The following is a 26232-nucleotide window of genomic DNA, read 5'->3' as shown; positions in this document are numbered from 1 at the left end:
GGGTCCTCCTCGCCGAGGAACAGCCCGACCATGTCGGTGCGCGGCGTCGACCGGGTGTAGATGCCGGAGCCTGGCGCTGACTCCTTCACGGCGAACACCATGCCCGACGGCATCCGCGCGATGGCGAGGATTCCCGTCAGGATGGCGCTCGCGTCGTGCTGGTGGCCCAGCAGTGCGACGTTGGCGAGGGCTGCGACCAGTCCGGTGATCTCCGACTGGGCGTGCTCGTGACCGAGCAGGCTGTACAGGGCGTCGCCGCGGCCCTCGGTCAGGTACTGAGGGTGGTCGTCGGCATCGAGTCCGGACAGCGCACCGTGCGAGGTGACGCCGCCGCCAGGCGCGGCTGTCGCCTCGACTGTGCCGCCGCCAGCTCCGACGACCAGGGTGTAGCCGGCGTTTCCCGCGTCGAGCAGGGCGTCGTCGACATCGGCCAGTTCCTCGATGCCGGCCCGAGCCACCGCGCCGTTGATGTACTCGACGAGGCCCTCGGCGTGCGGCAGCAGCGCGTAGAACACCAGCCCGGCCAGCGCGCCCGTTGCGGGCGACAGCCACAGCGTCTCGGGGACCTCCGACGGGTCGGTGTCCGGGTCGATCTCCGGGCCCTCGAACCACATGAACCGGGCGCGCTGGTCGTAGCTGGCCACCGACGTGACCTGCGAGACGGTGGCGCCGGTGTGGTCCTTGAGGTCCGTCACCAGCGTGGTGCGGTCGTTCTTGTAAACGTTGAAGGTTGCCCCGGCGAGCGGCAGGAGAGCGGCAGTGCCGGTCGGGTTCCCCGCGGGCGGGCTGCCGAGGGCGTCGAGGATCGCTGCGGCGGCGCCCTGCGCGATGGCGAAGTCAGCAGTCGTGCCGGAGTAGAAACAGCGGAACGGCGCCATGTCACCCTCCTTCGGGTGGGGACGAGATGGTCAGGCGGCGGGCGTGTTCGAGCGGTTCGGAACGACGTAGGTGATCCCGAGCCCTGCGAGGACGCCGAGCCCGACGCCCACCCACTCCTGGTTGGAGACGACGGAGTCGGCCAGCGCTGTGTAGAGGGCGGTGAGTCCGCCAGCCAGACCGGCGGCGATGGACTTTGCGTACGGGGCGAGCTTGGACATGGTCACTCCTTGGGTTCGGACTTGGGTTGACGCTGGCTACGGGACGCGGCAGGGGCCGGGGATGGTCTCTGTGGCCGGGGTTCCGTAGGTGTAGGTGACGGTCCAATCGTCGGTTTCCGCGTCGCAGGTGATGGACTCGATCCCGCGGCCCACGGGGCCTGTGCCGCCGGGTTCTCCACGGTCGCCCTTCTCGCCCTTCTCGCCCGGTGGACCAGGCTCACCCTGGATGCCTTGCTTGCCCTCCGGTCCTGCCGGTCCGGTATCGCCGGGCCGGCCCTGCGCGCCGTCAGCGCCGTCAGCACCGTCAGCACCAGGCCCGCCGGGGTCTCCGTCGCGCCCGGGCAGCCCTTGCAGTCCCTGGAGGCCGCGTTCTCCGGTCGCGCCGCGCAGACCCTGGTCGCCGGGGATGCCCTGTGGGCCTCGATCGCCCTTGTCGCCCTTCTCGCCTTGCGTGCTGCGCTCGCCGGGCTCGCTGGGGGCATCCGTCGGCACTTCGGGAAGGTCGTCGAGGACGTCGCCTGGATCGGGGACTACCGGCTTCGCCCCGAGAGCTTCTATCTGATCTCGCAGCGTCCTTACATCACCAGTGACATCGGCCAGCGCCTTATCGCGCTCGACCGCCGCCTGCGCCGTCTCCTCCAATTGCTGCGACGTCTGGTCGAGCTGCCGCTGCTGGCCCATATAGCCGAGCGCAGTCCATGTCAGAACCAGTGCGGCAATGACCACGCCCGCGTAGAAAGCAACCGGGCCAGCCTTGATTCGGCCCCGGAACTGCTCCACGGATCATCCCCCGCCTCTCGCCAGTACACCGACGGCGGCGATCCCCAGTGTGATCAGCGCGCCGATGGCGGTTCGGGTTGCCCACTTCACGCTCTGCGCCAGCGCTGCGAGGTTCTCGCGGATGTCCTTCGTGGCCTCCGCCGCCGTCACCTGCTGCGCCGTGTACACGGCGATGTCCAGGTGTCTCGCGGATGCGGCCTGGCAGTCGCGGCGGGCCGCTTCCACCGCAGACTGCGCGACGGCTTCGGCTCGGGCGATGGCAAGATCGGTACGGCGCTCGTACGCATCTTGCCGGCGGACCAGCTCGCCTATCGTTGGTTCGTCAGGCATGCCATCCCCCCGTCGCGGCTGTGCGGAACCTCCCAGGTTTTTGCGGGCTCTAGCGGCCCGCCGCTCAGGTGGTACCGCCAAACCGTCCCTGGAGGATCTGCGCGTCGGCGATCGCGACGCCGGTGTAGATCTTCACGCCCTGGTCCAGGAGCGCGAAGGCGCTGGCCTCGGAGATGTTCACGCACCCGTTGCCGGAGAAGTACATGTAGACCGAGGAGCCCTTTTTGATGATGTACGGCATGTCTTCCTCCAGTTCGGGGGTCTCTACGACCTCCGGTTCGGGCGCGTCGCCGAGGCCGACGCGGACGTAGTAGTTGACCTTGACCTCGAGGTCGGCCATCTCTGCCCACATGCGGCTGCCAGGGCAGTCCTTGCCAGCGACGCAGCGGTGGCCGTGGATCGCCGCACCGCGGCGGACGAACCCTGCCAGCCGATCGCGAGCCATCGCACGGGCCAGTTCGTCGACCTGCGTCGCGGACACCGAGTCGCCGACGTTCTGAGCGATGGCATACGCGCGGGCGTTGACGTTCAGGTTGAACGACGGCGCGGCTACCGACCCGCCACGAGACGGGCACCCCGACGTCGAGCACCGCGCGATGCGCTTGTCGTTGATGGTGTGCGCACCGCGACGGCCAATCGGCTGAAGCTCATACATCGCGCCCGACTGCATGCTCAGCCGGTTGTACGAGCCACCAGTGGCGGGGAATCGGGACTTCCCGATGGCCTCTATCGCCTGCGCATGCTTGTCGTTGCTGGCGTAGTTGCGCGGATTCGTGACCGTGATGTGGACGAACTGGTAGTCGGCCGGCTCGTCAACCGGGCGGGAGTTCGTGTAGTCGAACCGCGACCCCCACTGCTCGCGGCGGCGCAGGGTCCCGCCGGTCCCGCCGACGCGGGCCAGGCCAGTGCGCTCTGCGCTGATGGAGGTCATATCTGCCGCCACACGCCGGGCTCGTCCTCGACCCAGCCGGGCAGAGACTCGAGGTGGCCGACCGACTCGAGGCCGCCGGTCAGCACCGCGACGAAGGACGGATCGTCCACGTCGTCGCGTCGCCGCAGCACCGCCCACTCCTCAGCGACGTCCACCACGACGTGCTCCGCCCCCAGCGATCCGTAGCGGACAACGTCACCAGGTATGACCATCGCGCACCTCCGGGCATGAGAAAGGCCCGCGCGCTGGCGGGCCGGGGACGGGTGGGTGGATCAGCGGTGGCGGTACGCCACCCAGCCGATCTTTGTGACCGTGTCGTCGTACGGGGCACCCGTGCTCATCACCTTCGCGACGATCGTGGCGGTCGTGGTGGTGAACGGCGACCCCGTCGACGATGGGTACACCGCGACGCCGTCGGCGCCACCCGGGACGTAGGCCGTGAAGTCCATGTGCTCCGGCTCCCAGCCCAGGCCGTGGGTCACGACCGCCGCGCCGGAGGCGTTGAAGTTGGTCCCGAGGATGACGCCGGACTCGATCTGCACGGAGCCCAGAAACTTCCACGACGTGCCGTTCCAGACCCACGAGCCGTCGTCGTCGTAGGCGACGTCGCCCTTCGTGGCCGTCAGCCCGAGTACGTAGCGCATCTCGGCGGTCGGCGCGTAGAACTGCCGCGACGGCTGCCGTCGCAGGTCCACATGCTCTAGGGACGCCGCGGTCCCCGTTCCGTTCGGACCGGTGCGCCAGACTGGCATGTGCCAGGTGCCGTTCTCGTTCTGGTCGATCCCCGGGGACACCGGGTTCACCGCCGCGCCACCGGCCTTGACGATGTACGTCAGCCCGTTCGCGTCCGGGTCGTACTCGACCAGGCCGTAGCAGATGTTCTTGTTGCTGCCACCCGGCAGCGGGATCGTCACCGAGTCGGTGCCGGACTGGATGCCGATCGCGCCCTGCACCAGGACGACCGCGCCGGACCACGTCACGTCACGGTTGGAGGCGGAGAACGTCAGGCTGCCGACCTTCAGGCAGCGGTCACCCTCGACGGCCCACATCTTGCGCCACTCGGCCTCGTTCGCCTTGTTGCCGGCGCCGTCCCACGGGAGGGCAGTGAATGGCATGTCATCTCCTCGCAGAAGGGGCCACGTAGCGGCGGAACATGGACCGGACCGTCTTCACCCACGCGGGGCTGTCAGCGACATCCGGGTCACCGACCGAGGGGTCGACCTGTGGAGCGGCACCCGCGTGGTGGTCGATCACGACCTGCCTGATCCGGTCGGTGAGGTCGACCCCGGCCATCGACGCGGTGCCGATGTCGCCGAGCTGGTAGTGCTCGCCGAAGCGCAGGCCCGCGGTCTCCTTCGGATGGATCTTGATCCCGGCGCGCTCGGCGCCGTCGTCGAGATCCTCGTCGAGGGTGGCCTGCATCTGCGCCAGCTCGTCCTCGGAGGTGTTGAAGAACTTGACCCGGCGACGGCCCCACGCCGCCTGCGAGGCGGCGCGTGTGCGTCGGGTGAACTTCCGTGTCGTGTCGCCCTCGAAGTCACCAGCGATTCCCTCGTCGATGTCCGGCGCCCTGTACACCAGCGACGCCGACGTCAGGTTGCCCGACTCCAGCGACCACTTAGCCCCGGCCCGGACGGCCGGCACGCGAACGATCAGGGACACCACGCCGGGGCCGGTCTGGCGGACTGAGAACGACAGGCCGCCGAGGGTGGCCATCTTCTGCACCGACTCCAGTACCGTGCACCAGCGGTCCTTGCGGGACACGACGGCGCCGCGGCCCTGTGAGATCGGCGTCGCGAACCACGGGTACCGTCGCCGCGCCACCGGTGCCGTCGCGGACACGGTGGCCAGGACCACCGCGCATATCGCGTCCTCAGCTGGGACGCTCGTTGAGCGGCTATGAGAGGGGGTGAACGACATCAGCGCCGTGTCGGAGACGTCGACGACCTGGCTCGGGTAGACGACCTCGTCCCGCAGGATGGCCTCGTCCGTCTCGCCCGTGAACACCCACTTCCCGTTCGGGAAGGCGGAGTCCACGGTCAGCTCCGCTGACACCCGGGAGCCCGACATGATGACGTCGTCGGTCCCAGCGGCACGGACCACGATCCCGGCGCCCGGCTCCTTCAGGAAAGCCGCGGCTGGGTGGTCGCCCTTGAGCTCGAGCTGCCACGTGCCGACATCCGAGTCGACCAGCACCATGTACAGCCGCTCGTAGCCCGACGCGCTGGCGACGCCCTCGTGGTAGGTCCGGTCACGGACCTGCACGTCGTACGGCGACTTGCCGACGTCCGGAGACACGGCCATTAGGCCGTCTCCCACAGAGGGGTGACCTCAAGCTGGCCGGTCGTCTCAGGTGACGCCCCGGCGATGTCCAGGATCACCGTCTGCTCACCCGGGGGCAGCGCCCACAGGTCGAACGGCGGCTGCATGTTGCCCCACCACTGCGTGACGCCCGGCCCGGTCACCTGCATGCCGGTTGTCGAGACGATCCGCGGGTCGGTGTCCACCGTGAGCGTGCCGGTGCCGAGGTTCCCGATGACCGTCCACGACCGGCCCGACTCCACATGCGTGGCCGTCACCGACGTCGCCGGACCAGTCACGGTCCACCGCGGGTACGCCGGGACATCGCCGCCGATGTCCATCACGCGGGGCTGGCTGAAGATCCGGTCGGAGGACAGTTGCACCGGCAGGATCGGGAAGAACGGCACCGACTCCGGCGTGTGCCACTGCTTCGGGGTGATCGGCTCGCCGTGCCACCACGGGTCGGGGCAGATCAGGAGCAGCCCGAGGGATTGCCGGGCGCCGGCCGAGAAGAAGTCCTCGCGGCCCCAGCGCCGAGCCGCACCCGAGCGGTGACCCTCGATCCAGCGGGTGGTCCCGTCAGGGCGGGTCACGGTCAGCCGCACTGGCTCACCCGAGTACGGGGACGTCAGCCGGTCCAGCGCCGAGCGGGTGGTCAGCAGATCCGACAGCGACCGCTCGACCAGCGTCAGCGGCAGGAACACCTCACGGGCGCCGACGTCCACGCCGACCGCGTACGACCCGAACTGACCGGCCGCGCGCTGCTGAAGCAGCTCCGTCGCCGGGATGTCCAGGCCCTCGACGCCAGGGTTCACCGCCCAACCGGTGAGTGCCGTTCGCATCGTCGGCAGGTCGATCGAGACGCCGCCGCGGGACAGCACCATCTCGAACTGCTCAGGTGGCGGCTTCGGCTCCGCCCGGATGAGCTGGACCGGGGCCTGCTCGATTACGGCTTCCTCGACCGGATCGACGGTTACGAGTGGCGCATGTGCGGGCATGTCAGAGCACCCCCGCCCCGACCGAGTCCATCCGGTTGATGTCCTTCACCGCGGCGTGGGCCATCTGATCGGCGTAGGCCGCCTGCGCCGCGTCCGCGATCTGCATGGTGATCGAGATGTTCCGGCCCCCGAGGTCGCCCGCCGTGACAGTCGGACCGACGGAGCCGCCGCTGGCGTAGTGCGGGATCTTCGGCAGCCGCATCTCGTTCAGCGCGTCGAACATCGCCACGCCGTAGTGGTTCACCGCCGCAGCCTTCGTCATGTACTCGCCGTTGCTGCCCCACATCGGCACCATGTCGTCGGTCGGACCACCGGGGCCATCAATGACGCCACCGCGAGCGAAGCGCACGAATCGCCTCGGGTCGATCACCCGGCCACCCGACCGGATCTCGAAGTGGAGGTGAGGCCCGGTTGAGTTGCCCGTCGATCCGACGGCGCCGATTCGCTGACCGGTGCCCACCGACTGGCCGGAGGACACACCACGGGAGGACAGATGCGCGTACCGGGTCTGATAGCCGCCGGGGTGCTCAATGAAGATGTGGTTGCCGTAGGACCCGCGGATGGTTGCCGCCCGGCTGACCCGGCCCGCACGCGAGGCGTAGACCGGAGTTCCGCTGCGGGCCGGAAGATCCTGGCCCGTGTGGCCGGGATACGAGCCGACGCCGCCGCCGACACGGTACGACCCACGGTTCAGCGGGACCTTGAACATCCCGGCACCGAAGCCGCCCGTACCGCCACCGCCAGGGCCCGCGCCGCCGGAACCGCCGGACTCGCGGTACGTGTAGTGGATGTTGACGTAGCGGTCACGGATCAGAGCCGCGATCTTCGCCTCGGCGGTGACCGTGTTCGCCTGCGGCGTGGTCGTCGGCTTCGTCGGGAGGGCGTTGATCAGCGCCCCGTATCGGTTGACGTTGATCGTGGCGCCATGGACGTCCGCATTGACTTCGGTGCCCTTGGTTGGCGGAACCTCAGTGTCGAGCAGCGCGCCATACCGGGCGAGGATCTCCGACCAGGTGATCTCCCCAGCCAGCAGCTTCCCGATCAGTTCATCGACGGTGGTCTGGCCCTGCGTGGCGGCGATGGCCGCCCACAACTCGCCTGCCCCCGCGAGATTCGTGGCGAATTGCGCACCGCTGCTGGTGCCAGCGGCTCCGAACAGCTCAGCAAACAGAACCAGCTCTTCGTCGGTGGCGACGGCGGCGTCGGCGACCAGCGCCGCGCCAGCCGGGCCCATCTCCGCGAGCTTGGCGAGCACACCGTCGTCAACGCCACGCGCGGCGAGCACAGCCATGTTTGCGGCCCACTGCTCCTGGGCGGCGACCTGTTCTTCGAGCTTCGCCAGGTACTCCGCGAACGTCAGGTCGACAGCCTCGGCGTAGTCCTCCCATGAGTCCGTGGAGTCCTTGGTGGCATCGGCGGTCGCCTGTGCGGCGTCGTGCTCTGCTTGCTCCTTATCGGCGAGCGCCTGATCGTAGACGGCGACAATGTCCACGAAGTCGGTGAAGCCCTCAGACCAGCCGTCGAGCATCTTCTGGGCGGCCGCCTCAGCGTCGTCGCCCGTCAAGCGGAACCGGTCAGCCAGGGCCTCCAGGCCCTGATCCAGCGGCCCCATGCTCTCGGTCGTGAGCTTCTGCTGGTTGTCCAGCTCAACCAGTGCCTCGCCGTACAGGCCGAACATCTCCGGGTCGAGCTCGATCCCGGTCTGCCGCTCGACCTGATCGATGAACGTCCTCAGCGACTCGGCGGCCTTCTCGGGTGCGCCCGAGGCCACCATCCCCGCCAGCGCCTTGTCGACCGAATCGAGGCTGTTCAGCAGCTCGACGGTGCCCTCGTAACTGCCCTTGCCGTCGTTCTCCAGCAGGTCGAACAAGCCCTGCATCTTGGCGTTGATCTCGCCGTCGCCGAGCTTCAGCAGTGCCTCGGTCGCCTCAGTGACACTCGGGGCCGCATCTGCTGCGGCCTCGCCGATACCCCCGAGTGCCTCAGCGACGACGAACGCTATGGACGCGAACCCGAGAGCGGCGCTTAGCCCCTTGGCCGCAGTGGCGACGAGCCCGAGACCGCGGGCCGTCCCGGGTGACGTCACGGCGATGGTGCTCAAGAGCTGGCTGGCGGCCTGGATCCTTGGAGCCAGCAGCAGGAACCCGCCGGCGGCCAGCGCAGTCACACCGCCGAGGCCAGCCAGGATCGTCGCCACGGCCTTGATCGGGTCGGGGAGGTCGGAGAACCACTTGAACAGACCGGCCGCGCCCTCGACCAGACCAGTCAGCGCCGGGAGGACCACGCCGCCGATATCGATGGCCAGGTCGACGAGGGTGTTCTTCGCGATCTGGATCTTGGCCTCGGACGTCTCGTACCGCTTCTCGGCCTCTTCGATGAGGGCCGTGTTCGCTTCCCACGCCGCGTTCGCGAGGTCGAGGTCGGTACCGACGCCGCGAGTCGAGGCCGACAGCCGCAGCAGCGCGTCACGGACCCGGATCTCCGACAGCCCCAGCTGGTCGAGGGTGCCGAACACCGACTGACCGCTGTCGTTCATCCGGCCGAGGCCGTCGATGAAGGACTGGATGGCCCGCGCCGGGTCCTGCTCGAACGACGCCGCGAACTCCTCGGCCGTCACCCCGGCGACCTCGGCGAACAGGGCGAGCTTCTCGCCGCCCTGGTCGACCGCGGAGGCGATATCCACCATCACGCGGGAGATCGAGGACCCGCCAGCCTCAGCTTCGATGCCGACGTTCGACAGCGCGGCGGCGAAGCCCAGGACTTCCTGAGCCGACAGTCCGATCGCAGCACCGGCGCCGGAGATGCGCTGCGCCATGGACAGGATGTCCTGCTCGGTCGAGGCCCCGTCGTTGCCCAGCGCGACCAGTGCGGCACCGAAGTTGTCGACGTCGTTCTTCAGGTCCAGCCCGAGGACGTTACCGAGCTGCGCGATCGCGGTGGCGGCTGCGTCGGCGGTGAGGTTGGTCGTCTCACCCAGGTCGATCATCGTCTTCGTGAAGGCCGAGACGGCCTCCCGCTCCACGCCGAGCTGACCGGCCGCCTCGGCCACTCCTGCGATCTCGGCGTGGGTCGCCGGGAGCGTGGTGGCCAGTCCGCGGAGTTCCTTCTCCAGCGCGGCCATCTGCTCCGGCGTGCCCTCGACCGTCTTCGTCACACCGGCCCAGGCGGACTCCCAGTCGATCGCGGCCTTCGTCGCCAACCCGAGCCCGGCGACCACGGCCACACCGACACCGAGCATGGACCGGCCCAGCGTCTCCTGAGCCTGCGCCGCCTTCTGCGCCGACGCGGCCAGCTCGCCGGCCATCTCCCGGTGCAGCCGGTTGAACGAGCGCTCCAGGGCGTCGACGGACCTCTGGGCCTTCGCGGTCTCCGCATCAATGGAGATCCGGAGGTCAGTGGTCCGTCCCGGCACGATCCACCTCCACCTCGTCAGGTCGGCGCAGATACGTCTTCAAACCAGGGATGGCCTTCGCGTGCTCGGCCTTGTCCTTCTGCTCGGTGCCGATGGCCAGGCAGCCCAGGCACACCCGCGATGCGGCCTCGTAGGCCTCCGGGTTGCCTTCCCACTCCCACGCCGCGGTGCCACAGTGCTTGCACCGCTTTCCCGCTTCGGACATCCAGCCGAGCGCCTTGGCCTGGTCGTCGATGTCCCAGGCGAGGAAGGTCGAGTGTGCGATCCCGCGTGGCCCGCAGTAGTCCATCTGCGCCCGCAGGACCGGGTCACGCCTCAGCCTTTTGGGATGCCCCCGGCCGGCTCACCATGCGTGGCCGTGACGGCAGCCTCACGAAGGCCAGCGACTTCCTGGACCGACCAGCGGCCGGAGGTGATCTCCTCGTACCAGTCGTCCACGGACAGGTCGGAGTCCATGGCAGAGACCGCGAGCAGCGCGGCGATGTAGCGGTCGCGCCGGAACTTCTCCGGCTCCTTGCCCTCGGCCTTCTCCTCGTCGGTCAGCTCCGGGACAGCGAACTCGGAATCGAGGGTGTCCCACTCCGCAGGCGACAGCCCACGGAACCGGAACACCAGGCACTCGGCGTCGTACTCGGCCTGGAGCTTGTCGACCTCGCGCTTCAGCTTCGCCTTACCCGCAGCGTCGACCTTGAGGCCAACGCCCAGGGTCGCGTACTGGAGCACCTGCTTGGCCTTGTCGAGCCGGTCCTGCTTCTCGGCCGAGTCCTCACCGTTATGGATCTTGAATACGGACTCACGCTGACGCTTCTGCCGAAGCTGATCGCGGACCGACGGCAGGTGATCTTGGGGCTGCTTGCGTGCGGCCATGATGGTTCCTCCGCGGACGGTTTCGGATGGTTCAAGCCCGGTCGGCCGACCATCCGAAGCGGCCGACCGGGCGATCAGGGGTCGGCTCAGGTCTCAGCCGGGAGGGCGATCTTGGCCATCGTTCGGGGCGCCATGTTGACGACCACCAGCGACGCACCCTCCGTGGCGATCGGAGGCAGCACCGAGCCGATCTCCATCACCCAGGTGATCGCCTTCTTCAGGCCAGCCAGGCCCCACGGGCACTGGAGGATGCGGACCACGTCGCCGGTCGAGTAGTAGTCGTAGGCGTCGTTCGCGGCCGACTCGTCGAGGTAGAACGTGATGCTGGAGTCGGCCAGCGAGGCGCCGTTCCAGACCTTGCCGGTGAAGTCGGAGCACAGGTCCGGCAGCTCCGCCCAGGTGTCCGACGCGGTGAAGCCCGACGTCGCCTGGATCGCGCAGGTCAGGTTCGTGCCCGCGTTGATCTCGACCTGCGTCGGGATGAGAGTCGTAGCCGCGATGGCGGGCAGCGACACGAGCTCCAGGTTCTTCTTGACCCCGAAGCGGGTAGCGCCAGCACCAGCCAGCGCCGTCGGCGTGAAAGCCATGGGTCAGTCCTCCTTGGACGTTTCCGGCTTGGCGCCGGCGGTGGTGGGGGTGGGGGCATCGGATGGCTTTGCCGGCTTCTTCTTGTCCGCTCGCGTCCACAACGGCGACAGCGAGGACAACTGGTCGCGGCGCTTCAGGTGGTCGCCGAACACGGGGTGCGTCATCAGGACGTGCTTGGACAGCCCTTTGGGCATGAGGGCGCTCCTCACGGGGTGTGTGGCAGGTGGGTGGGGCAGGAAGGTCAGAGAGTGCGCAGGGCCTCGTCGATGGCGGCCTGAACCTTCGCCACCACCGCGGCCTCCTTGTTCCGCACAGCGCGGAAGAAGAACGGGCGGGCGGGCTGCTCGACCCAGGTGTCGCGGCCGAACACGCGGTGGCGGATCATCGCGCCCCGGTTCGGGAACTCGTGCACCCGTGCGTGCGGGGCCTTGCGGGCATCGACGGAGATCTGCACACCACCGCGCTTGCCGCCACCGAAGGACGTCCGCTGGCGGACCGCGCCGGGGATGCGGGAGGACCACGACGCCTGCGACCGGATCTCCTGAGCGACCTCGGAGGCCGCGGCCTTGATCTTCGGGCGCAGCGTCCGCTGGAGCGCCTTCGGCAGGCCTTTGAGCTGATCTGCGAACAGACCGACCTCAGAGGCGTCGACCTTGATCACGGGGCGAACACCCGAGCGATGATCGTAAAGTCGCACCACACCGTGGTGCCGGTCTCATCGCTGAGCTGGAACCACTGGCGCTCTCGGGCCAGCCATGTCTCGTACGCCAGCCCGCCGAGCTTCAGGTCGGCCACCAGCGCCTCATGGATCGCGTCAAGGACCGCCTGGACCTTGACCCGCTTCGTGCCGTACTCCATCTCGCCGTCGAGGGCGTAGGTGGAGCAGTTGACCTCCATGTCGTACATCAGGTCACCGAGTCCGCCCTCCTCGGGAGCCGCGGCAACCGTGACAGCCGGGGCGTTCGGTGACGACGCGCCCACACAGACGAGCCGCTTGGGCAGGTCCGCGTCGACCGCCAGCGTGTCGCCGTCGAGCACGTCGATGTTCGGCAGCGCTGCATCGATCAGCTCGACGAGAGCGGTGATGATCCCGTGCTCATTCATCGGATCAGCGCCTGCGTGTGAGGCGTCATCAGGGTGGCCGCCTGGTTCGGGATCAGGTAGCCGGCGCCGACTCGGTGCTCGGGCTGGTCGCCGTCTCGGGCGCCGCCGAGGCCGCCGCCACGCTTCGGCCCACGCTGCGTCTTCCACATGTGCGCGCCGAGGATCAGGACCGCCAGCTTCAGCGAATTCGGCACCGGATTGCGGCCAGCCTCGTACACCGCCGTGTAGGTGCCGCCCGGCAGATACGTGTTCAGCCCCCGGACCAACCCCGACGTCGGGGACACGTCCAAGTCGGCGGTCGCGAAGGCCAGGCCGTCGTCCACTCTGGTGATCGTCGTGACCGACTGGATTGGAGTGGAGATCAGGAATCCGCGGCCGTTCCTGACGCGCAGCCGGTCGGTGACTGTCCGCACCACGATCGGACCCACAGCGCCCATGCCCTTCGGCGCCCAGCCCTCGGCGGCTTCCGTCGCCGCCTCGAGCATGGTCTGCAGTTCGGCGTCATCCCCGTCTGGCACAGAGTTCTTGTTCAGGTGCTGCTTGAACTCGGTGAGGTCCGCCGGCGACTCGACCATGTGGGCCTCCTCTACAGGACTTCCCCGAAGGTGACGCCGCGGGGCGTCGGGAGCTTGATGACCCGCAGGCCCTCGATGCGTTCAATCAGCGCGGCGAACGAGCCGAACTGTGGACCGGTGTCGTGGAAGCCGACGATCGCGCCCGGCCGCAGCCATGGCCGGTACCGCTCGAACTCGGGCACTCGCAGCTCGAGCAGAGAGTCGAACCACGCGAAGTCGATCGGCTGCTCGGGGGTGAACGTCAGCGACGACAGCGCCAGCACGTCCACAGGTAGATCCGCGCACCGCTCGGCGGACTTCCTGATCTTCTCCGGCTCGACCTCGAGCGTGACCAGCCGGCCCTGGCCGTTGGCCTTCAGCGCCCGGCCGATGGCTTCCGCCGTCTGACCCCAGCACGTGCCGGTCTCCACGACGTAGTCCGGCTGCAGCGCCCGCACGAACGCCCCGACCAGCTCGCTCACTTCGAGCTCGGCGGAGTGCGCGTCAGCTGCGGTCCACCGCTCTGGGAATGGGCAGTCTGACCGCGGCCTTGTGAACTCCGACTCGCGGGCGATCACGCCGATGTCGATTCGGACGTGTCGGCCGTCTGGATCTGCTTGACCATGTACTGCTCGAGGTAGTCGTCCTCGGCCAGCCACACGGGTTTGAGGTGGGTCGTGCGCACGCCGGTGTGCACGTGGACCGGGATGCCGAGCGTGCCGGCGCGCATGCAGAACGACAGATCTTCGCCCATCATCCGCTGCATGCCGTCGTCGTCGGGCTGGGCCTCGGGTGCCCGGTTGTACCAGACAGGGCCGTACTCATCCCGGACCCGCTCGAGCACGCTGCGGTGGATGAGTATCGCTGCCGAGCCGGTGCCGGAGCAGCGCAGGACCGTGTCTGGCTGGTAGGTCTGGCGGGCTAGGAATCCCTGCTTGGTGCCGACGGATGCCCAGTCGTAGATGGTGGGTGCCGCGCGCACTCGGTAGCCGGACATCCCGTCGGCCTTCATCTCCCGCTGCGCGAAGCACAGGGCGCCGACGATGGGCCGCTCCACCGGGTCGGCGGCGGCGACCAGCCGATCGACGGTGTCGGGCGCGAAGCCCATGTCGGTGTCGATCCAGAACAGCCACTCGGAGTCCAGTTGCAGGAACCGTGCGGCGGCCTCGTTGCGTGAGGACGGCAGGCCGTCGGTGCCGCAGCGGATGGCCAGCCAGCCGCCGCGGATGACCCGTCCGGCGTGGGCCATGTCGTAGCCGACCATCTCCATCAGGCTGAGGTGCCACGAGTGGGCGACCTCGTTGGAGTGGACGTAGGCGACGGTGACAGCGCCGGGAGGGGGCTGGCGGCGCTGGCCCTTGCTGCGGCTACTCACTGTCGGACTGGGTCCGGGTGCGCCTGGTGGACCGCTTCTCACCGGGAGCGGCCGTCGCGGTCTCGACAGCCGGCTCGACCTTGACCTCGGCGTCGGCGCCCTCGTCGAGCGGCGCACTGACCCGCAGGCCGATCTTCGGGTCGCGGCTGAACAGCTTCGGATGGGCCTTCACGATCGGGTCGGTGGCCGGCCAGTGCTCACCCGCGCGGATGAGAACGTGCACGCCACCGGGAGTCGTCACCGTGGTGTTGGCGGTCGCGAACGCGAGCTGCATGGTCTCTCCTTCTCGGGGGTTGCCAGCGAGGGCGACAACATGCCGCCCTCGCTGGCAGGTGGACCGCGGCTTACGCCTGCAGCAGGCGGAAGCCCGAGTCGTTCGTGGCGCCACCACCGATGCGGGCGTAACCGAACCAGCCACGCTGACCGGTCGGGCGGCCGAAGCCGGTACCGGCGGTCGTCTGCTGGAACAGGTGGGGAACCAGCTCGACGGACATGCCGCCGCGCCGCACGATCGCGTAGTTCTCCCAGTCGCCCACGACGAGCAGGTTGGTCGCCGAGGTGGTGCTTCCGACGAAGTCGGGGAAGTACGGCGACTCGTAGACCTGCTTGTTCATCAGGACATCGGCGGCCTCGGCCGTCAGGTCCACGGTGGAGCCGTGGTATAGGTTCGCCGTGCCGAACTGGCGAATCCTGTTGTTCACGTCGACCGACATCATCCAGGAGGCGCGGCGGCGGTACTTCTGCGGCAGCGACTTCCAGACCTTGTAGATGTCCTCCGCACCGAACGAACCGTCGGTGGTCACTGCGACCTCGACGTTGGTGTTCGCGTCGAGCGCGGTGAGGATGCCCGTCGGCTCGTTCGAGCCGGAGCCGGCGCCGACGGAGAACTTCTGCACCAGCAGCTCGTCGTAACCTGCGGCGAGCAGCCTGGACATCTCATCGGCGAAGGCGGGGTAGTCCTCGCCGACCTCGAGGCTGTACGGGATGAACCCGCGGGCAGTCTCGACGTCGATCTGCGGCTGCGCCAGGGTCGGCGAGTCGTCGGACACGACGGCGGCCTCGGCGTCGAACGACCAGGAGACCCCGGCCGAGCTGACACCCTTCCAGGCGTTGGTCGTGACCGTCACCTGGCGGCAGATCTGCAGGAACGGGTTCCCGCTCTCCTGAGCCGTCAGGATGATCGACGGGTCGATGAACACCGGCACGCCGTAACCACCGGCGGAGCTGGTGCCCTCGGACATGACGCGGTATTCCTCCCACGCCTGCATGGCCTGGCGCTCCTCGTCGGTGAGGAATGCGTTCGGCCGCGTGAGCAGCTTCATCCACGCCTCACGGTAGGCGTCGTTCTCCGTGACGAGGATGCGGCGGGCGATGTCGGTGTCGCGGCGAAGAGCCCGCTCGACCTGCTCCTTCTGGACGGTCGACATGTGCGCCGACGCCTCGCGGCTGTCGAGCACACGCAGCGCCCGGTCGCGAGCCTCGGAGGTGTTCAGCCGCCGCACGTCGCCCGACTGGTCGTCGAGGCCGTAGCGGATGTTGGACAGTGCCTGCTCCACGGCCTTCGGCCGGTTCCGGAAGATCTCGCTGATGCGGGTGTGCTTGTCCAGCCGCGAGACGATCTCCGCCCGGATCTCGATGCCGATTTCCAGCGCCGCGTCCTCGTCTTCGGTGAGGGTGCGGAGTTCGCCGGTGTCGGTCTGGTGCAGCGACTTGAGGTGAGCGTCGAGAACCTCGAGTGTGCTGCGCAGCTCGTCGGGGGTCAGCCCTTCGAGGTCGTCGAGGCTACCCGGGATGAGCCGGGAGCCGTCGTCGCTGGTCTTGCTCTTCGGGTCGGTCATTTGATGACTCCTGCCTGCTTGAGCACCAGGTCGTGATGTGCTCGCCTTCTGGATGGACGGGTCGACGCCTCGCCGTCCGTTGGCTGCGCGTCAGAGTCACCGCCGTCCGCACTCCGCGTGTCGGACTGCCCGGTGAGATCAGTGGGGTTGTCGCCGTTCTCGGCGACGGCTTCCAGGTCGACGCCGGCTCGCCGCAGTTCGGTGGCCAGCTCCTTGACCAGGAGCTTCCGTTCGTCCACATCGACCTGCGCGAGCAGGGAGCGGACACCGACGCTGGTGGCGTCGTAGGCGGGGAACACGACGGGCCCGAGCTCGTACAGCGGGTCGACCTCGAGGATGGTCCGCTTCAGCGGGCCACGCTCCCCGGGCTCCCACAGGAGCTTCCACAGCTCGTCGTCCTTGATCTTCTTGCCGTCGCGGTCACGCCACTCGTCGCGGGCGACCTCGAAGCGGAACGACATGCCGGTGATGGCCTGCCCCTCGATGGCCTGCCGGATCGGCTCGACGACGTCGTTGTCGAACAGGCGCGCCTTCACGTACAGGCCCTTGTCGTCCTCCGTCAGTGTCTCGATCGCGCCGATCGGGACCGAGCCGGTGCGGTGATCGCGGCCGTGGTCGAACTGCAGGACCGGCTGACGCTGGCGAAGCGTCTTCTTGAACGCGCCGCGAGCGATCTCCTCATCCCACTCGCCTTCCCAGCCGACGATGTGCGCCGGGGCGTCGAACACCGCGCCGTAGCCTTCGAGCGTGCGGCCGTCGCCAGCGTCTCCGGCGGCGCGGAACTCGACCGCGCGCAGGCAGATCTTGTTCATGCTGCGTCTCCCTTGTCGTCTGACGCACCCGGCGGCAGTTGGTTCTGCGCTCCGGGCTCCTGTAGCTGGACGCTCAACTTCCCTGTGTGCTTCAGCACGGACTCCCACTCGGGTGCGATCGTCTTGACCGCAGCCGTCGTGTCGGCGCCGCCGTCCCACAGGGTGCGGATCGCCTGGGCCTTGATGCTGTCGATCTCCGCTGCGTCCTTGCCGTCCTCGCGCAGCAGCGGGATGTCGGTGGTGTCGAACCACAGCTCGGCGTCATCCGGGACGTCCACGAGCACCGAGAGGGACGCCGCGACGTCCTGCAGCATCGGGTACACCCAGGTGTCGGCGAAGATCCGCCGCGCCATGCCGAAGTTCCCGGCGTTCAGCGACGAACCCGACAGGCCCTCGGAGATGCCCAGCAGTGGCGCCGGAACGCGCCCGACCATCGCGATGCGCGTCTCGCCGGTGCCCTGCGTCTTCTTGAAGTCGATCTGCTGCAGATCCTTGCCGACGACCTCGACATCGGCGCCGGCCGTCAGGTACAGCGTTCGGTAGGCGTTCGCGATGCCGGTGTGGCCCTCTTCCATCATCTCGACGATGTCGTTGAACTGTTCCTTGGTGGCGGCCGGGATGCCCTTCACCACCAGGTTCGGCGTGGCGCCGTTGCGGAAGAACTGCAGCTTGTGATCGGTCGCCGCCACGTCGCCTTGGATGTCACGCACCGTCGCGGTCACCCACGACATGCCAACCCCCGGCGAGAGCGGGTCCGGCAGCGGCGACCAGTGCGCCACCTCTGAGGGCAACAGCGTCCGCATGCCGTACTTGCTGTCCCCGCGGATGCCACCATTCTGGTAGACGTAGCCGATGATCTCGCCGTCGATGGCACCCATTGGGTCATCCGGCTCGAGTTCGGAGCCGTACAGCACCCCGACCCAGTCCGGGCGCAGCACCCGCAGCCGGTTCGGCTGCCGACACACGTAGGCGTTCCCGGCCAGGCCGGCGTGCCACTCCATACGCGACAGCAGCTCGCCGGTCGTGCCGTTCGGCCACGGCGTCTCCAGCGGGCTCAGCCGCTTCGAGCCGAACGTGCCGCGGGGCTTCGCCGGGTGCCACGGCTTGTTCCGGTACACGAAACGGGCCTGCGACATGATCAGTGCCCGCACCAGCTGCGCAGCGAACGCCGGCGGCGAAGCCCGCAGCGCGGCCATGTGACCGGGCAGGGACGCCGCGACCTCCATCACCCGCTGCTGGGTGTAGGTCTGATTCAGGCCATACGGGTAGGTGTTCCCGTTGAACCCGAACTGACCGGCAGCGGGCAGCAGGTAGTCATTCACCCACTGGTCGATGCTGAACCGGCTATCGCCGCCGGCACGAGAGGCACGGTCGGCGGCGATGCGGTCAAGAAGGCTGGCCACGGGCGGCGTCCAGCTTGCGAGCGTCCCGGTAGCCGATCTTCACTGCAGCCGTCACGTTGGACAGCGCGAACGCCACCTTCCGCAGCAGCCACACCACCGCCAGCACGACACGTCCGGCCAGCCACCCGACGGCGTAGAAGACGCCGAGGACGAGCGCCAGGAGCTTCCTGCCCAACTCCAACTCTTGCGCCTCGACCGTGATGCGGTCGACCGGTACACGGTCGAGGACAGTCATGTCGGCTCCTTATCGCCAAGCTCCGAAGAAGGGCTGGTCCTGCTCGACAGCAGGCATGGCGGCGAATGCCTCCAGGGCAAGCACGGCGCCGATACCGGCGTCGATCTTCTCGGCGTCGGGCCCCTTGACGAACACGTACTTGGTGCGACCGTCGTCGTCGTCGTCGCGAATGCGGACCTTGCGCTTGTGCATCGCCAGCACCTGCTCGGTCAGGTCCGCGGCTCCGTCATGGGAGAACGCGCCCTCTTCTTCGAGCGCCGTCAGCATCCGGCCACACGCCGGGGCCATCCGCTGGGGCTGGTTCGTGTCGAAGAACACGACACGCTCCTCACCGAACTCCTCCGCCCAGCCCTCGATCTCCGTCTGCCACTTCGGCGGGTCGCAGAACATGAGACCCACGTCGTAAAACTCGAACGTCTCGGCGACCCGCGCCTGCACTTCCTTGCGAGGGATGCGCCAGTCCCGCCCGGCGCCCTCTGGTCGTGACCAGACCTCGATCTCGAACACGTACGGGACGTCGTCGACCATCGCGCAGCCGATCAGCGCCGTGCAGTCCTGGGAGATCGACCCATCGAAGCCGAGCCCGATCCTGGTGCCGGCCGGCAACTCCGGTGCCGGATCCCGCTTCAGCGCGGTCCACCTCTTCGACTGGACCGCCTTCTTGCGGTCGTCGACGTTCCAGTTGAAGAAGAACCGCTGCGAGTCCTCCCACGGCTGATCCGGGTCGCGGATGTCCGCCACCAGCCGCTCTAGGTCGACCCACCACGAGTCGCCGTAGGCCACTGCGAGTGCCGCATGCAGAGCCGCATCCGAATCGTCCTGCTTGACCTCGGGGGCCTCGACCGCGTCGCAGTAGATGCCCGGGGCACCTCGCTCGATCGCCTTGTGGGTCGCCTCGGCCACCGACATCTCGCCGGGCGCGAACGAGTTCGTCGTCTCGAACGTCCGGCCGTTCATCTTCGCCACGTTGCGGCGCAGTGTCCGCGCCAGCTTGATGCCGCCGTTGCGCGAGGTCCACAGGTGCGTCTCGTCGAGGACTGCGTCTGTGATCGGCTGGCCCTCGCGGGAGCCGGCCTCGGCCGTGACCGGCTCCAACTTGCCCGGCCGGTCGCGCAGGAAGCAGCGGGTGAGGCCGACGTCGATCCGAAGCTCGTCGGCTGCGCGCGCATCGTTCGCGGTCAGCAGCTCATGGAGCACCGAGTAGGTGTTCTTCGTCTGATCCTCGGAGACGGCCGCGATCTGAACCCACGGGTTCGGGTCACCACCGCGCAATCCGCGGGGCCGGCCGACCGGCTCACCACTGGCGTCCCATCCGTCGAACACCACCTCGCCGGCGAGGGCGGCGATGGCCTTCACGGCCTCAACCGGGGACTTCCCCCAGCCCTTGGACCGACGGGAGACTCCGCGGCGGTACAGGTACCGGCCCGTGTTCGGATCCAGCGCGTACCACTCGACCAGGATCCGAGCCTGCTCGTCCGTGAAGATCAGCGGCTCGGCATGGTCCCTCGGGGACGGCAGGAACTCCGCCCACCACTCCAGGAGATTCCACCCCAGCGACGGGTACGGGAACGGCTCACCCGGGTCGGCACCACGCCACGGCACTACTTCGCCACCCTCAGGTGGGCGTATCGGCTCCCGCCAGGCGTCCTCGGCTCACCGGCATCGACAGCCGCGGGCTTCGGCGGCTCACCGACCTGCATCCGCAGACGCATCCGGTCCTCCGGAGTCGCGCCGAACTTCGCCACCCGCAGCCGCAGCTCGGCAGCGACCTTCGCGTCACCAGCCCAGAACCGCGCATGCAGCAGGGCTGTGTCGGTCAGGAAGTCCCAATCGGTCGCCGTAAGCGACGCGGCCTGCGGTGACGTCCGCCAGGTCTCCCACCAGGCCACCGTCGGCGCCGGCCACTCGATGCCTTCGGGTAGGTCGGGACCGTGAGCCTGCGGCTCATCGGCGGGCTCGGCCAGCACGACCGCAGGCGGCGGCGGCGCGTTGCGACGGCGGCGGGTCGAGGGATCTTTCGGGGCGGGGCCACGACCAGCCATGGCGCACCCTCCCTGGGGGGATCTTCAGACCTTGCCTGGTGGAAAATGGGAGACTCGTACACGATCGCAGCGTGGTTGGACGGGTCACGGTCCTAATGATCATGATTGCGTGTCGAGGCCGCCCCCGGGTGCCTACCGTCGTGCCTCTGACCTGCGACGATGCGTCGAACATCAGATCGAATCGTCAGTCGAGCTGGTCACGCTTGGCGCTGTTGCACGACCGACAGATCACCTCGAGCGGTCCATCCTCGGGACCACCAGCACCGACTGGCCAGACATGGTCAGCAGTCAGGTCACTCGACTCGTGAGGTTCACGTCGCCAACCTGGACACCAGTCGCCATGCTCGGCACGGTGGGCGTCCACCGCCTCACGCCGCCGCTTGGTCTCCCGGTAGCTGGCTGGGCGCTGGGCTCGCTTGCCTGCCGCACAGTCCTCGCACCGGTTGCCTGAGCGGACGAGCTTGCCGCATGGCTGGCCTGGTAGGCCGAGGCATGGGCGTAGGGGCATGGGCCTGGCGTCAGACCCTGATGGCGTACAGGTTGACGCTGGTCGGACTGGACACGTCGACGTCGACAAGGTCGTCGGTTTGGTCGGCGATGGCGTGGGGGAATGGGCCGATGGCTGCCAGTCCTGCGGCGGGGATGGACACCGAGGTGACATCCGGCTGCGCCTGCCCGTACTCGGTGCTGCCCGGGATGGTGACGGTCACCGTCACTGCACCACCGCTGCCGTTCTGCACGAGGAGGATGACGCTGTCCCCCGGTGCGATGGTGTCTGGTCCTGCGGTTGCGGCGACGGGGGTGAGTACGACCCCGGCGAGGCTGGCGATCTGGTGCGGTACGGCGGCCATGGCTATCTCCTGAGCGTTGAGATGATGGGCTGCTGGGCCCTGAGTTCGAGCTGGGCCTGAGCGATCTGCGCATGCACCTGAGCACCGACCAGGCAGGGGTGGGCCAGGTCGGTCTGGGCCGCGAGCCATGCCGCGATGGCTGCCTGCTCGGTATCGGCCACAGCCGAGAGCTTGTTGACACCCATCTGCCGGTCACCGTCGAAGTAGCCGTCACGGGCTGCCAGCTCCAGTAGGCGCTCGGCCTCGTGGATGTGCTCCTCGGGCGTCATGGCTCCGAGGCGCCGCGCCTCGCCTTGAACGTGCGGGCCGGTGCTGTTGCCCGACGAGCCAACGTGCCCGAGCATCTCGCCGGCCTTGACCTTGCGTCCCTCTTTGATCATCGGTGCTCCTCGGATGGTGTGCAGATGGTTAGTGCCAGCCCAACCAGCTGGTCAGCCGGTCGAGAAGTCTGTGTCGCGCGTCCTGCTCGGGCCACTCCCAGAACCAATCCTCAGGCGGGTCACCCTCGACAGCGGGCGGCAGGTCGGTGCTCACCGCAGCGCCACGGCGATCACGCCGAAGACCAGCACCAGCAGGACGCTCAGCCCACCGAGGACGGTGCCCACGTTGAGCCTGCTCTCACCGACCTGGGTGCGCTGGCCTGCCTGTTCGTACTGCGTCTTGCGGAGGTCGGCGATGTCCTTGGTGATGGGCTCCAGTGCGCCAGCCAGGGATACCCGGAAGGCGTCAGCTGTGGCCACCACCTGGGTGGCGAGTGCGCCGGCCTGTGTGGCCTGGACCTCTGCCGCTCGCTGCACCGCACTCTGGTCGACTGACCGGATCGCGTCGATGCGGGCAGTCTCGGCGAGTCGCAGCTTGTCCTCGTACTCGGCTCGCATCTGCGCCATCTCGCGGGAGTGCTGCGCCTCCATGGATCGCAGGTCGTCGAGCCGCTTGACGGCGGCGTCGACGAGGTCCAGCACGTTCTTGGTCGGGTCGAGCACCGGGTTCCCGTGGGTGTCGACGGCGGGCCCGGGCTCGGTGCTCACGGCTCGGGCTCCTCGACTAGCCAAGCCTCGCCACATTCGGTGGCCAGCTCGCGCATCATGTCGGCGGTGTCTCCCGAGACTGGGACGACTAGGCATCGGGCGATCTGCCTGGCACGGTCGAGCCGGCTTGCTTGCTGGTCCGGGAATGGCCACAGCGGGTTGTGCTCGACGCCCACATCAGCCACGGCGCTGCTTCCCTTCGAGGATGTGCTTGAGCGTCCACGCTGTGCCTGCTGGCCAGAGCACAAGCCATGCTGCTCGACCGGCTGGCGTCTCGATGAACCACAGCCATCGGGTGAAGTGCGTCAGGGTGGCGTCGGGGTCGTTACGCCGGATGGCTCGCAGCTCACGGACGAAGCCCACGCCAAACCAGGTCAGCCAGAACGCGCGGCCCTTGGTCACTTCGCTGCGCCCATCTGCTCGGACATCAGCGTGCGCCGCTCCACGACCAGGTCGAGGATCTGCTCGGTGACCGTGTCCTGCGCCTGGATCGCCGCCAGCAGGTGTGTCGTGATCTCGACGACGGACTTCTCGATCCCTTGCAGCCGTGCCTTCGCGTCACGCATCTCGTCGCTGATCGCGGACAGGCTGCGGACGGGACGTTTCAGAATCGCCATGACTGCCCCCTGGCATGACGAAGCCCCGCTCGGGTGGCGGGGCTCCTCTGGCGAAAGTACGACCAGTTGAGCACACTCTAGACGACATCGGCCTCATTCGGCATCCACCGCGCTCCGCAGCGTGTCGAGGTCGACCAGGATCGCGTTCCCGCGGCCGTAGTTGACGAGCCGCCCGGAGCGCACCCAACGCTGGATGGTCCGGACGGTCACGCCAACCGCGACGGCTGCCGCATGACTGTCGATGAGAGTCACGGCTGCGCAGCCCAGTCGATGTCGCGCCTCCTCGCGTGATACAGCCACGAGTTGTGTGGGCACGTCCCCACGACGTCGTACTTGGCCAGGATGGTCGCCTTCGCCACAGACGAGTTCAGGAAGCGCGTCGCGATGTGGATCTCGGGGTCGGCCTGCGTCCACGTGGCTGGCGCATCGTTGCGGATGGTCAGCTGGAACCCCCCGCCGATCAGGTGGCACTCGCGGATGTTCACGTCCACACCAACATCGAGTCGATCATTCATGCCGCTCCTCCAAAGATCGCCCGCACCATGCGGGTCGCTCGCTGTGCACGGATCTTGGCGTCGAGGATCCGGCGCCCAGCCCGCAGCCACTGATGGGTCTCCCACGTCGTGCCGCACTCGCCGCACGCCATGCGGGCCCGCTGGTCCTCGGCGCTCGGGATGTACGCCCACACCTCGCCTCGACACGCTGCCCCGTCCGTGGGGCTCAGCTCGGGGCAGGGGCCGACCACGAAGCGCGTCTTGGTCGCCGCACGGTCCACCGCGATCCAGCCCTGCGCCGTGGCGTCGGTGATCTCCGACCAGATGTCGTCGGCTGCCGAGTGCCGCGCGATCTCGTCGAGGCGCTTCAGCAGCCACGCGGACATGGACTGCAAGGTGTCCGCGGGTAGTGCGTGCCAGCGGATCGACGTGCACGAGCCGTGGGCACAGTCCTCGCACGCCGGGCCGATGGGAGCCGGGCTGCCGTCGCGCAGGTCCATCACCCAGCCCATCAGCACGATCCGGATCTGCTCGAGCACCTCGGACGCCCGGACGTCGTAGGGCAGCGGGTGGACTTTGCCCTTCGTCGGCTTGTCCTCGCGCTTGCCGCCGCCCATCTTGGCCTGCTTCGTCAGCGTGGTGGACAGCTCGTCGACCAGAGCCGGTAGCTCGGCCAACGCCTGCTCCACCTCCCACACGTGGTGGTTGCACAGCAGCCGGGTGTCGCGCGTCGGCCGCCCGCAGTTGGTGACGCATGTCCGTGCGCTCACATCGCCTCCAGTAGTCGGTAACTGACCCACGGCTCGCCCTGGTCCTGGTGCTCGGCGTAGCCACACGATCCGCACTTGCGCATCCGCCAGCGCGGCTGGCCGTCCTTCTCGCGCATCCACGGTGTGTGCGGTTGGTCCGCGGCGCTGCTGGCCCATGTGGCGGGCCATCGATACCACGCGTGCTCGCCGAACGTGGCCGCGCAATCTGCCCATCGCTGGTCCTCGGCGCACCGCTTGCAGGCGAGTTCGTCGCCTCGACGAACCCACTGGAGGCCAGCCATCCCCCTGACCGCCTCGACGGGGTTCTGGTAGCTGGTGATCACCTCTGCGCCACACAGGTCGCACACGGCGGCGTAGACGGTCACAGGCTTGCTGCTCACAGCCCCTCCCCATCCTCAACCTCGATCGCCCCCACGATCAGGGCCAGCGGCACGTACGTCTCCCGGAGAGGCGGGTAACTCGCGGCATAGCTGGGCTTGGCCCGCCGCGTCTCGTGCACGATTCGCAGCACCTCGCCCTCGACCGCCGCGGACTCGCACGTGATCCAGTCGGTGGTGCCGGCGTACGTCTGGTAGCGGACTTTCATGAGGTCGTCCCGTCGTGCGCCGTGGGGTCCCCAGTCTCTGGCTGGCCGAGGTTCATGACCTGGAAGATCGTCTCGGCATCCCCGCCAAGGTCCACCACCACCTTCAGTCGCCGCCGGAACAACCCGCGCAGGAGCACCGGCCAGCCGATGATGATCGTGTGATGAACGAACGGGTCGGCGATGTCCTGCCGCCACGTCACGGTCCGGTCGTCGACGCTTGTGGTGATGAAGTACTTCATGGCTGCTCCTCGTCCTCGGGCTTCTCGTACGTCACGAGCGGCTTGATCGCGGCCTTGATCTCACTCAGGCGGTCCTCATCCGGCCCAACCACCCGGCCGCAGTGCTGACGGTGCTGCTCCGGCCCCTCGACAGCGAGGTGCCCGCACTTCTTGCACCGCAGGGACGCGATCGGCGGAGCGGTCGGCGTGCCTGTCTTCACTTCGTCGTTGCGGGTTGCAGTCCATCCATTCGCACAGCGGGTCGGGATGACGCCTGGAGTAGCCGCCTTCGGGTCACGCGCCGAACTGACAGCGACGAGCGCGACGTCCGGGTACGAGTGCTTGCCGAGCGCGTTCTCCAGCGCCGACCGGATGCCAGGCACGTCCCACTGCGGACGGATCGCTTGGACGACGGCACCGAGGTGGTTGAGTGCCGTCGCGTCAAACACGCCGGCCGTCATGGTCGGACTCCGCGCGTTACTTGGGTGACGATGGATGGAATATCAGCCACAACAACAGACCAAGGTGAGGTAACTAGTAGTGGAGTGGAGTGGCCATGTCGCCCTCCAATGCCCTCTGCTATGGCACGTGCCATAGCAGGTGCTATCCCTCGTGCCATCGCTTCTCGGCTCCCTTCTTGCCCGCCTTGGATTTCCGTTCGCGTGCCGCGAGAACCTGATCTCGGCTCCGATTCCAGTCGAGGAAGTCGTGCACCTCGTAGGCGTTGATCGACTCGTGGAAGTACCAGTGACCCGCGTTAACCAGCTCGTCGAGGGCGGAGCGGCGGAACCGCGGCACCAGGGTCCGCACCTTTGTGGCGCTGATGAGGCCGTCGGTCAGGTGCTTGTTGCAGTGCAAGATCGCCGACGAGTGGAGCCGGTAGGCGGCGTCGGAGAGCGCATAGTTCTTGGGGTGCTCTGCGAAGTCGTCATCGAAGTTCGCGAAGGGCACTAGCTGGCCTCCTTCGGATCGGTCATCACGAGGTCGATTCCCTGGCCGAG

39 protein-coding genes are annotated in these 26232 nt (G+C 68.2%); all 39 read right to left on the bottom strand.

Annotation, left to right across the window (positions count from 1 at the left end):
- A partial coding sequence (locus VIU94_RS24415) for a hypothetical protein (protein WP_331914105.1) occupies positions 1-878 on the bottom strand: 878 nt, incomplete at its 3' end.
- Positions 879-908: 30 nt separating this feature from the next.
- A complete protein-coding gene (locus VIU94_RS24410; RefSeq protein ID WP_331914103.1) occupies positions 909-1097 on the bottom strand; it encodes a hypothetical protein in 189 nt (62 codons plus the stop codon).
- A 36-nt stretch (positions 1098-1133) separates the two neighbouring features.
- On the bottom strand, positions 1134-1877 hold the full coding sequence (locus tag VIU94_RS24405; protein ID WP_331914101.1) for a collagen-like domain-containing protein: 744 nt from the start codon (positions 1875-1877) through the stop codon (positions 1134-1136).
- Between the two features lie 3 nt (positions 1878-1880).
- Complete coding sequence (locus VIU94_RS24400; RefSeq protein ID WP_331914099.1) at positions 1881-2207, bottom strand: hypothetical protein; 327 nt, start codon at positions 2205-2207, stop codon at positions 1881-1883.
- A 64-nt stretch (positions 2208-2271) separates the two neighbouring features.
- The gene (locus tag VIU94_RS24395; RefSeq protein ID WP_331914097.1) at positions 2272-3138 is read right to left on the bottom strand and encodes a hypothetical protein; all 867 of its coding nucleotides are present in this window, start codon (positions 3136-3138) and stop codon (positions 2272-2274) included.
- Positions 3135-3296, bottom strand: coding sequence for a hypothetical protein (locus tag VIU94_RS24390; RefSeq protein ID WP_331914095.1), 162 nt, complete (start codon positions 3294-3296; stop codon positions 3135-3137). The genes VIU94_RS24395 and VIU94_RS24390 overlap by 4 nt, the downstream gene beginning before the upstream one ends.
- A 114-nt stretch (positions 3297-3410) precedes the next feature.
- A complete protein-coding gene (locus tag VIU94_RS24385) occupies positions 3411-4253 on the bottom strand; it encodes a hypothetical protein (RefSeq protein WP_331914093.1) in 843 nt (280 codons plus the stop codon).
- A 1-nt stretch (position 4254) separates the two neighbouring features.
- Positions 4255-5442, bottom strand: coding sequence for a Gp37-like protein (locus tag VIU94_RS24380; RefSeq protein WP_331914091.1), 1188 nt, complete (start codon positions 5440-5442; stop codon positions 4255-4257).
- Positions 5442-6437, bottom strand: coding sequence for a phage tail family protein (locus VIU94_RS24375; RefSeq protein WP_331914089.1), 996 nt, complete (start codon positions 6435-6437; stop codon positions 5442-5444). The genes VIU94_RS24380 and VIU94_RS24375 overlap by 1 nt, the downstream gene beginning before the upstream one ends.
- Before the next feature lies 1 nt (position 6438).
- Positions 6439-9849 carry a phage tail tape measure protein gene (locus VIU94_RS24370; RefSeq protein WP_331914087.1) on the bottom strand — a complete coding sequence of 1137 codons (3411 nt, stop codon included), beginning with the start codon at positions 9847-9849 and terminating at the stop codon, positions 6439-6441.
- Positions 9830-10138 (bottom strand): hypothetical protein, encoded by a 309-nt coding sequence (locus tag VIU94_RS24365; protein WP_331914086.1) that lies wholly within the window; start codon positions 10136-10138, stop codon positions 9830-9832. The genes VIU94_RS24370 and VIU94_RS24365 overlap by 20 nt, the downstream gene beginning before the upstream one ends.
- 26 nt (positions 10139-10164) lie before the next feature.
- Positions 10165-10716: a hypothetical protein gene (locus tag VIU94_RS24360; RefSeq protein WP_331914085.1), complete on the bottom strand. Its 552-nt coding sequence runs from the start codon at positions 10714-10716 to the stop codon at positions 10165-10167.
- A gap of 86 nt (positions 10717-10802) precedes the next feature.
- Positions 10803-11303, bottom strand: coding sequence for a phage tail tube protein (locus tag VIU94_RS24355; protein ID WP_331914084.1), 501 nt, complete (start codon positions 11301-11303; stop codon positions 10803-10805).
- 3 nt (positions 11304-11306) lie between these two features.
- Positions 11307-11498: a hypothetical protein gene (locus tag VIU94_RS24350; RefSeq protein WP_331914083.1), complete on the bottom strand. Its 192-nt coding sequence runs from the start codon at positions 11496-11498 to the stop codon at positions 11307-11309.
- A gap of 47 nt (positions 11499-11545) precedes the next feature.
- Positions 11546-11965, bottom strand: coding sequence for a hypothetical protein (locus tag VIU94_RS24345; RefSeq protein ID WP_331914082.1), 420 nt, complete (start codon positions 11963-11965; stop codon positions 11546-11548).
- Positions 11962-12408, bottom strand: a complete 447-nt coding sequence (locus VIU94_RS24340) for a hypothetical protein (protein ID WP_331914081.1) — start codon at positions 12406-12408, stop codon at positions 11962-11964. The genes VIU94_RS24345 and VIU94_RS24340 overlap by 4 nt, the downstream gene beginning before the upstream one ends.
- The gene (locus VIU94_RS24335) at positions 12405-12983 is read right to left on the bottom strand and encodes a head-tail connector protein (protein WP_331914080.1); all 579 of its coding nucleotides are present in this window, start codon (positions 12981-12983) and stop codon (positions 12405-12407) included. The genes VIU94_RS24340 and VIU94_RS24335 overlap by 4 nt, the downstream gene beginning before the upstream one ends.
- Before the next feature lie 11 nt (positions 12984-12994).
- Positions 12995-13444 carry a class I SAM-dependent methyltransferase gene (locus VIU94_RS24330; RefSeq protein ID WP_331914079.1) on the bottom strand — a complete coding sequence of 150 codons (450 nt, stop codon included), beginning with the start codon at positions 13442-13444 and terminating at the stop codon, positions 12995-12997.
- 92 nt (positions 13445-13536) lie between these two features.
- On the bottom strand, positions 13537-14226 hold the full coding sequence (locus tag VIU94_RS24325) for a hypothetical protein (protein WP_331914078.1): 690 nt from the start codon (positions 14224-14226) through the stop codon (positions 13537-13539).
- Positions 14227-14329: 103 nt separating this feature from the next.
- The gene (locus tag VIU94_RS24320) at positions 14330-14611 is read right to left on the bottom strand and encodes a hypothetical protein (protein ID WP_331914077.1); all 282 of its coding nucleotides are present in this window, start codon (positions 14609-14611) and stop codon (positions 14330-14332) included.
- A gap of 70 nt (positions 14612-14681) precedes the next feature.
- Complete coding sequence (locus VIU94_RS24315) at positions 14682-16175, bottom strand: phage major capsid protein (protein ID WP_331914076.1); 1494 nt, start codon at positions 16173-16175, stop codon at positions 14682-14684.
- Positions 16172-16987 (bottom strand): HK97 family phage prohead protease, encoded by an 816-nt coding sequence (locus tag VIU94_RS24310; RefSeq protein WP_331914075.1) that lies wholly within the window; start codon positions 16985-16987, stop codon positions 16172-16174. Before VIU94_RS24310 ends, VIU94_RS24315 begins: the two co-directional genes overlap by 4 nt.
- Positions 16984-18390 carry a phage portal protein gene (locus VIU94_RS24305; protein WP_331914074.1) on the bottom strand — a complete coding sequence of 469 codons (1407 nt, stop codon included), beginning with the start codon at positions 18388-18390 and terminating at the stop codon, positions 16984-16986. The genes VIU94_RS24310 and VIU94_RS24305 overlap by 4 nt, the downstream gene beginning before the upstream one ends.
- Positions 18374-18625: a hypothetical protein gene (locus VIU94_RS24300; protein ID WP_331914073.1), complete on the bottom strand. Its 252-nt coding sequence runs from the start codon at positions 18623-18625 to the stop codon at positions 18374-18376. The genes VIU94_RS24305 and VIU94_RS24300 overlap by 17 nt, the downstream gene beginning before the upstream one ends.
- Positions 18626-18634: 9 nt before the next feature.
- Positions 18635-20227, bottom strand: a complete 1593-nt coding sequence (locus VIU94_RS24295; RefSeq protein ID WP_331914072.1) for a terminase large subunit domain-containing protein — start codon at positions 20225-20227, stop codon at positions 18635-18637.
- Positions 20227-20667: a phage terminase small subunit gene (locus VIU94_RS24290; RefSeq protein ID WP_524540641.1), complete on the bottom strand. Its 441-nt coding sequence runs from the start codon at positions 20665-20667 to the stop codon at positions 20227-20229. Before VIU94_RS24290 ends, VIU94_RS24295 begins: the two co-directional genes overlap by 1 nt.
- Before the next feature lie 518 nt (positions 20668-21185).
- Positions 21186-21518, bottom strand: a complete 333-nt coding sequence (locus tag VIU94_RS24285; RefSeq protein WP_331914070.1) for a hypothetical protein — start codon at positions 21516-21518, stop codon at positions 21186-21188.
- Positions 21519-21520: 2 nt separating this feature from the next.
- Complete coding sequence (locus tag VIU94_RS24280; protein WP_331914107.1) at positions 21521-21913, bottom strand: M23 family metallopeptidase; 393 nt, start codon at positions 21911-21913, stop codon at positions 21521-21523.
- Between the two features lie 135 nt (positions 21914-22048).
- Positions 22049-22546, bottom strand: a complete 498-nt coding sequence (locus tag VIU94_RS24275; RefSeq protein WP_331914069.1) for a hypothetical protein — start codon at positions 22544-22546, stop codon at positions 22049-22051.
- A 177-nt stretch (positions 22547-22723) separates the two neighbouring features.
- Positions 22724-22948: a hypothetical protein gene (locus tag VIU94_RS24270; RefSeq protein WP_331914068.1), complete on the bottom strand. Its 225-nt coding sequence runs from the start codon at positions 22946-22948 to the stop codon at positions 22724-22726.
- Positions 22945-23163, bottom strand: coding sequence for a hypothetical protein (locus tag VIU94_RS24265; protein ID WP_331914067.1), 219 nt, complete (start codon positions 23161-23163; stop codon positions 22945-22947). Before VIU94_RS24265 ends, VIU94_RS24270 begins: the two co-directional genes overlap by 4 nt.
- 93 nt (positions 23164-23256) lie before the next feature.
- Positions 23257-23415 (bottom strand): helix-turn-helix domain-containing protein, encoded by a 159-nt coding sequence (locus VIU94_RS24260; protein ID WP_331914066.1) that lies wholly within the window; start codon positions 23413-23415, stop codon positions 23257-23259.
- The gene (locus VIU94_RS24255) at positions 23412-23678 is read right to left on the bottom strand and encodes a hypothetical protein (protein ID WP_331914065.1); all 267 of its coding nucleotides are present in this window, start codon (positions 23676-23678) and stop codon (positions 23412-23414) included. The genes VIU94_RS24260 and VIU94_RS24255 overlap by 4 nt, the downstream gene beginning before the upstream one ends.
- Positions 23675-24427 (bottom strand): hypothetical protein, encoded by a 753-nt coding sequence (locus VIU94_RS24250; RefSeq protein WP_331914064.1) that lies wholly within the window; start codon positions 24425-24427, stop codon positions 23675-23677. The genes VIU94_RS24255 and VIU94_RS24250 overlap by 4 nt, the downstream gene beginning before the upstream one ends.
- Complete coding sequence (locus tag VIU94_RS24245; protein WP_331914063.1) at positions 24424-24807, bottom strand: hypothetical protein; 384 nt, start codon at positions 24805-24807, stop codon at positions 24424-24426. Before VIU94_RS24245 ends, VIU94_RS24250 begins: the two co-directional genes overlap by 4 nt.
- Complete coding sequence (locus VIU94_RS24240; RefSeq protein ID WP_331914062.1) at positions 24804-25013, bottom strand: hypothetical protein; 210 nt, start codon at positions 25011-25013, stop codon at positions 24804-24806. Before VIU94_RS24240 ends, VIU94_RS24245 begins: the two co-directional genes overlap by 4 nt.
- The gene (locus VIU94_RS24235) at positions 25010-25252 is read right to left on the bottom strand and encodes a hypothetical protein (protein WP_331914061.1); all 243 of its coding nucleotides are present in this window, start codon (positions 25250-25252) and stop codon (positions 25010-25012) included. Before VIU94_RS24235 ends, VIU94_RS24240 begins: the two co-directional genes overlap by 4 nt.
- On the bottom strand, positions 25249-25692 hold the full coding sequence (locus tag VIU94_RS24230) for a hypothetical protein (protein WP_331914060.1): 444 nt from the start codon (positions 25690-25692) through the stop codon (positions 25249-25251). The genes VIU94_RS24235 and VIU94_RS24230 overlap by 4 nt, the downstream gene beginning before the upstream one ends.
- Before the next feature lie 142 nt (positions 25693-25834).
- Positions 25835-26182, bottom strand: a complete 348-nt coding sequence (locus tag VIU94_RS24225) for a hypothetical protein (protein ID WP_331914059.1) — start codon at positions 26180-26182, stop codon at positions 25835-25837.
- Positions 26183-26232: the final 50 nt, after the last annotated feature.

This window comes from Streptomyces sp. (assembly GCF_036566765.1).
Taxonomy (GTDB): Bacteria; Actinomycetota; Actinomycetes; order Streptomycetales; family Streptomycetaceae; genus Streptomyces.
This window is presented reverse-complemented; position numbering and strand designations above follow the sequence as displayed.

Bases quoted from the DNA above. Each gene is read 5' to 3' on its own strand.
- VIU94_RS24410 (WP_331914103.1), bottom strand. From the start codon at position 1,097: ATGTCCAAGCTCGCCCCGTACGCAAAGTCCATCGCCGCCGGTCTGGCT.
- VIU94_RS24400 (WP_331914099.1), bottom strand. From the start codon at position 2,207: ATGCCTGACGAACCAACGATAGGCGAGCTGGTCCGCCGGCAAGATGCG.
- VIU94_RS24395 (WP_331914097.1), bottom strand. From the start codon at position 3,138: ATGACCTCCATCAGCGCAGAGCGCACTGGCCTGGCCCGCGTCGGCGGG.
- VIU94_RS24385 (WP_331914093.1), bottom strand. From the start codon at position 4,253: ATGCCATTCACTGCCCTCCCGTGGGACGGCGCCGGCAACAAGGCGAAC.
- VIU94_RS24380 (WP_331914091.1), bottom strand. From the start codon at position 5,442: ATGGCCGTGTCTCCGGACGTCGGCAAGTCGCCGTACGACGTGCAGGTC.
- VIU94_RS24375 (WP_331914089.1), bottom strand. From the start codon at position 6,437: ATGCCCGCACATGCGCCACTCGTAACCGTCGATCCGGTCGAGGAAGCC.
- VIU94_RS24365 (WP_331914086.1), bottom strand. From the start codon at position 10,138: ATGGACTACTGCGGGCCACGCGGGATCGCACACTCGACCTTCCTCGCC.
- VIU94_RS24360 (WP_331914085.1), bottom strand. From the start codon at position 10,716: ATGGCCGCACGCAAGCAGCCCCAAGATCACCTGCCGTCGGTCCGCGAT.
- VIU94_RS24355 (WP_331914084.1), bottom strand. From the start codon at position 11,303: ATGGCTTTCACGCCGACGGCGCTGGCTGGTGCTGGCGCTACCCGCTTC.
- VIU94_RS24350 (WP_331914083.1), bottom strand. From the start codon at position 11,498: ATGCCCAAAGGGCTGTCCAAGCACGTCCTGATGACGCACCCCGTGTTC.
- VIU94_RS24340 (WP_331914081.1), bottom strand. From the start codon at position 12,408: ATGAATGAGCACGGGATCATCACCGCTCTCGTCGAGCTGATCGATGCA.
- VIU94_RS24335 (WP_331914080.1), bottom strand. From the start codon at position 12,983: ATGGTCGAGTCGCCGGCGGACCTCACCGAGTTCAAGCAGCACCTGAAC.
- VIU94_RS24325 (WP_331914078.1), bottom strand. From the start codon at position 14,226: ATGGTCGGCTACGACATGGCCCACGCCGGACGGGTCATCCGCGGCGGC.
- VIU94_RS24320 (WP_331914077.1), bottom strand. From the start codon at position 14,611: ATGCAGCTCGCGTTCGCGACCGCCAACACCACGGTGACGACTCCCGGT.
- VIU94_RS24315 (WP_331914076.1), bottom strand. From the start codon at position 16,175: ATGACCGACCCGAAGAGCAAGACCAGCGACGACGGCTCCCGGCTCATC.
- VIU94_RS24310 (WP_331914075.1), bottom strand. From the start codon at position 16,987: ATGAACAAGATCTGCCTGCGCGCGGTCGAGTTCCGCGCCGCCGGAGAC.
- VIU94_RS24300 (WP_331914073.1), bottom strand. From the start codon at position 18,625: ATGACTGTCCTCGACCGTGTACCGGTCGACCGCATCACGGTCGAGGCG.
- VIU94_RS24290 (WP_524540641.1), bottom strand. From the start codon at position 20,667: ATGGCTGGTCGTGGCCCCGCCCCGAAAGATCCCTCGACCCGCCGCCGT.
- VIU94_RS24285 (WP_331914070.1), bottom strand. From the start codon at position 21,518: ATGGCCGCCGTACCGCACCAGATCGCCAGCCTCGCCGGGGTCGTACTC.
- VIU94_RS24265 (WP_331914067.1), bottom strand. From the start codon at position 23,163: ATGGCGATTCTGAAACGTCCCGTCCGCAGCCTGTCCGCGATCAGCGAC.
- VIU94_RS24255 (WP_331914065.1), bottom strand. From the start codon at position 23,678: ATGAATGATCGACTCGATGTTGGTGTGGACGTGAACATCCGCGAGTGC.
- VIU94_RS24240 (WP_331914062.1), bottom strand. From the start codon at position 25,013: ATGAAAGTCCGCTACCAGACGTACGCCGGCACCACCGACTGGATCACG.
- VIU94_RS24235 (WP_331914061.1), bottom strand. From the start codon at position 25,252: ATGAAGTACTTCATCACCACAAGCGTCGACGACCGGACCGTGACGTGG.
- VIU94_RS24230 (WP_331914060.1), bottom strand. From the start codon at position 25,692: ATGACGGCCGGCGTGTTTGACGCGACGGCACTCAACCACCTCGGTGCC.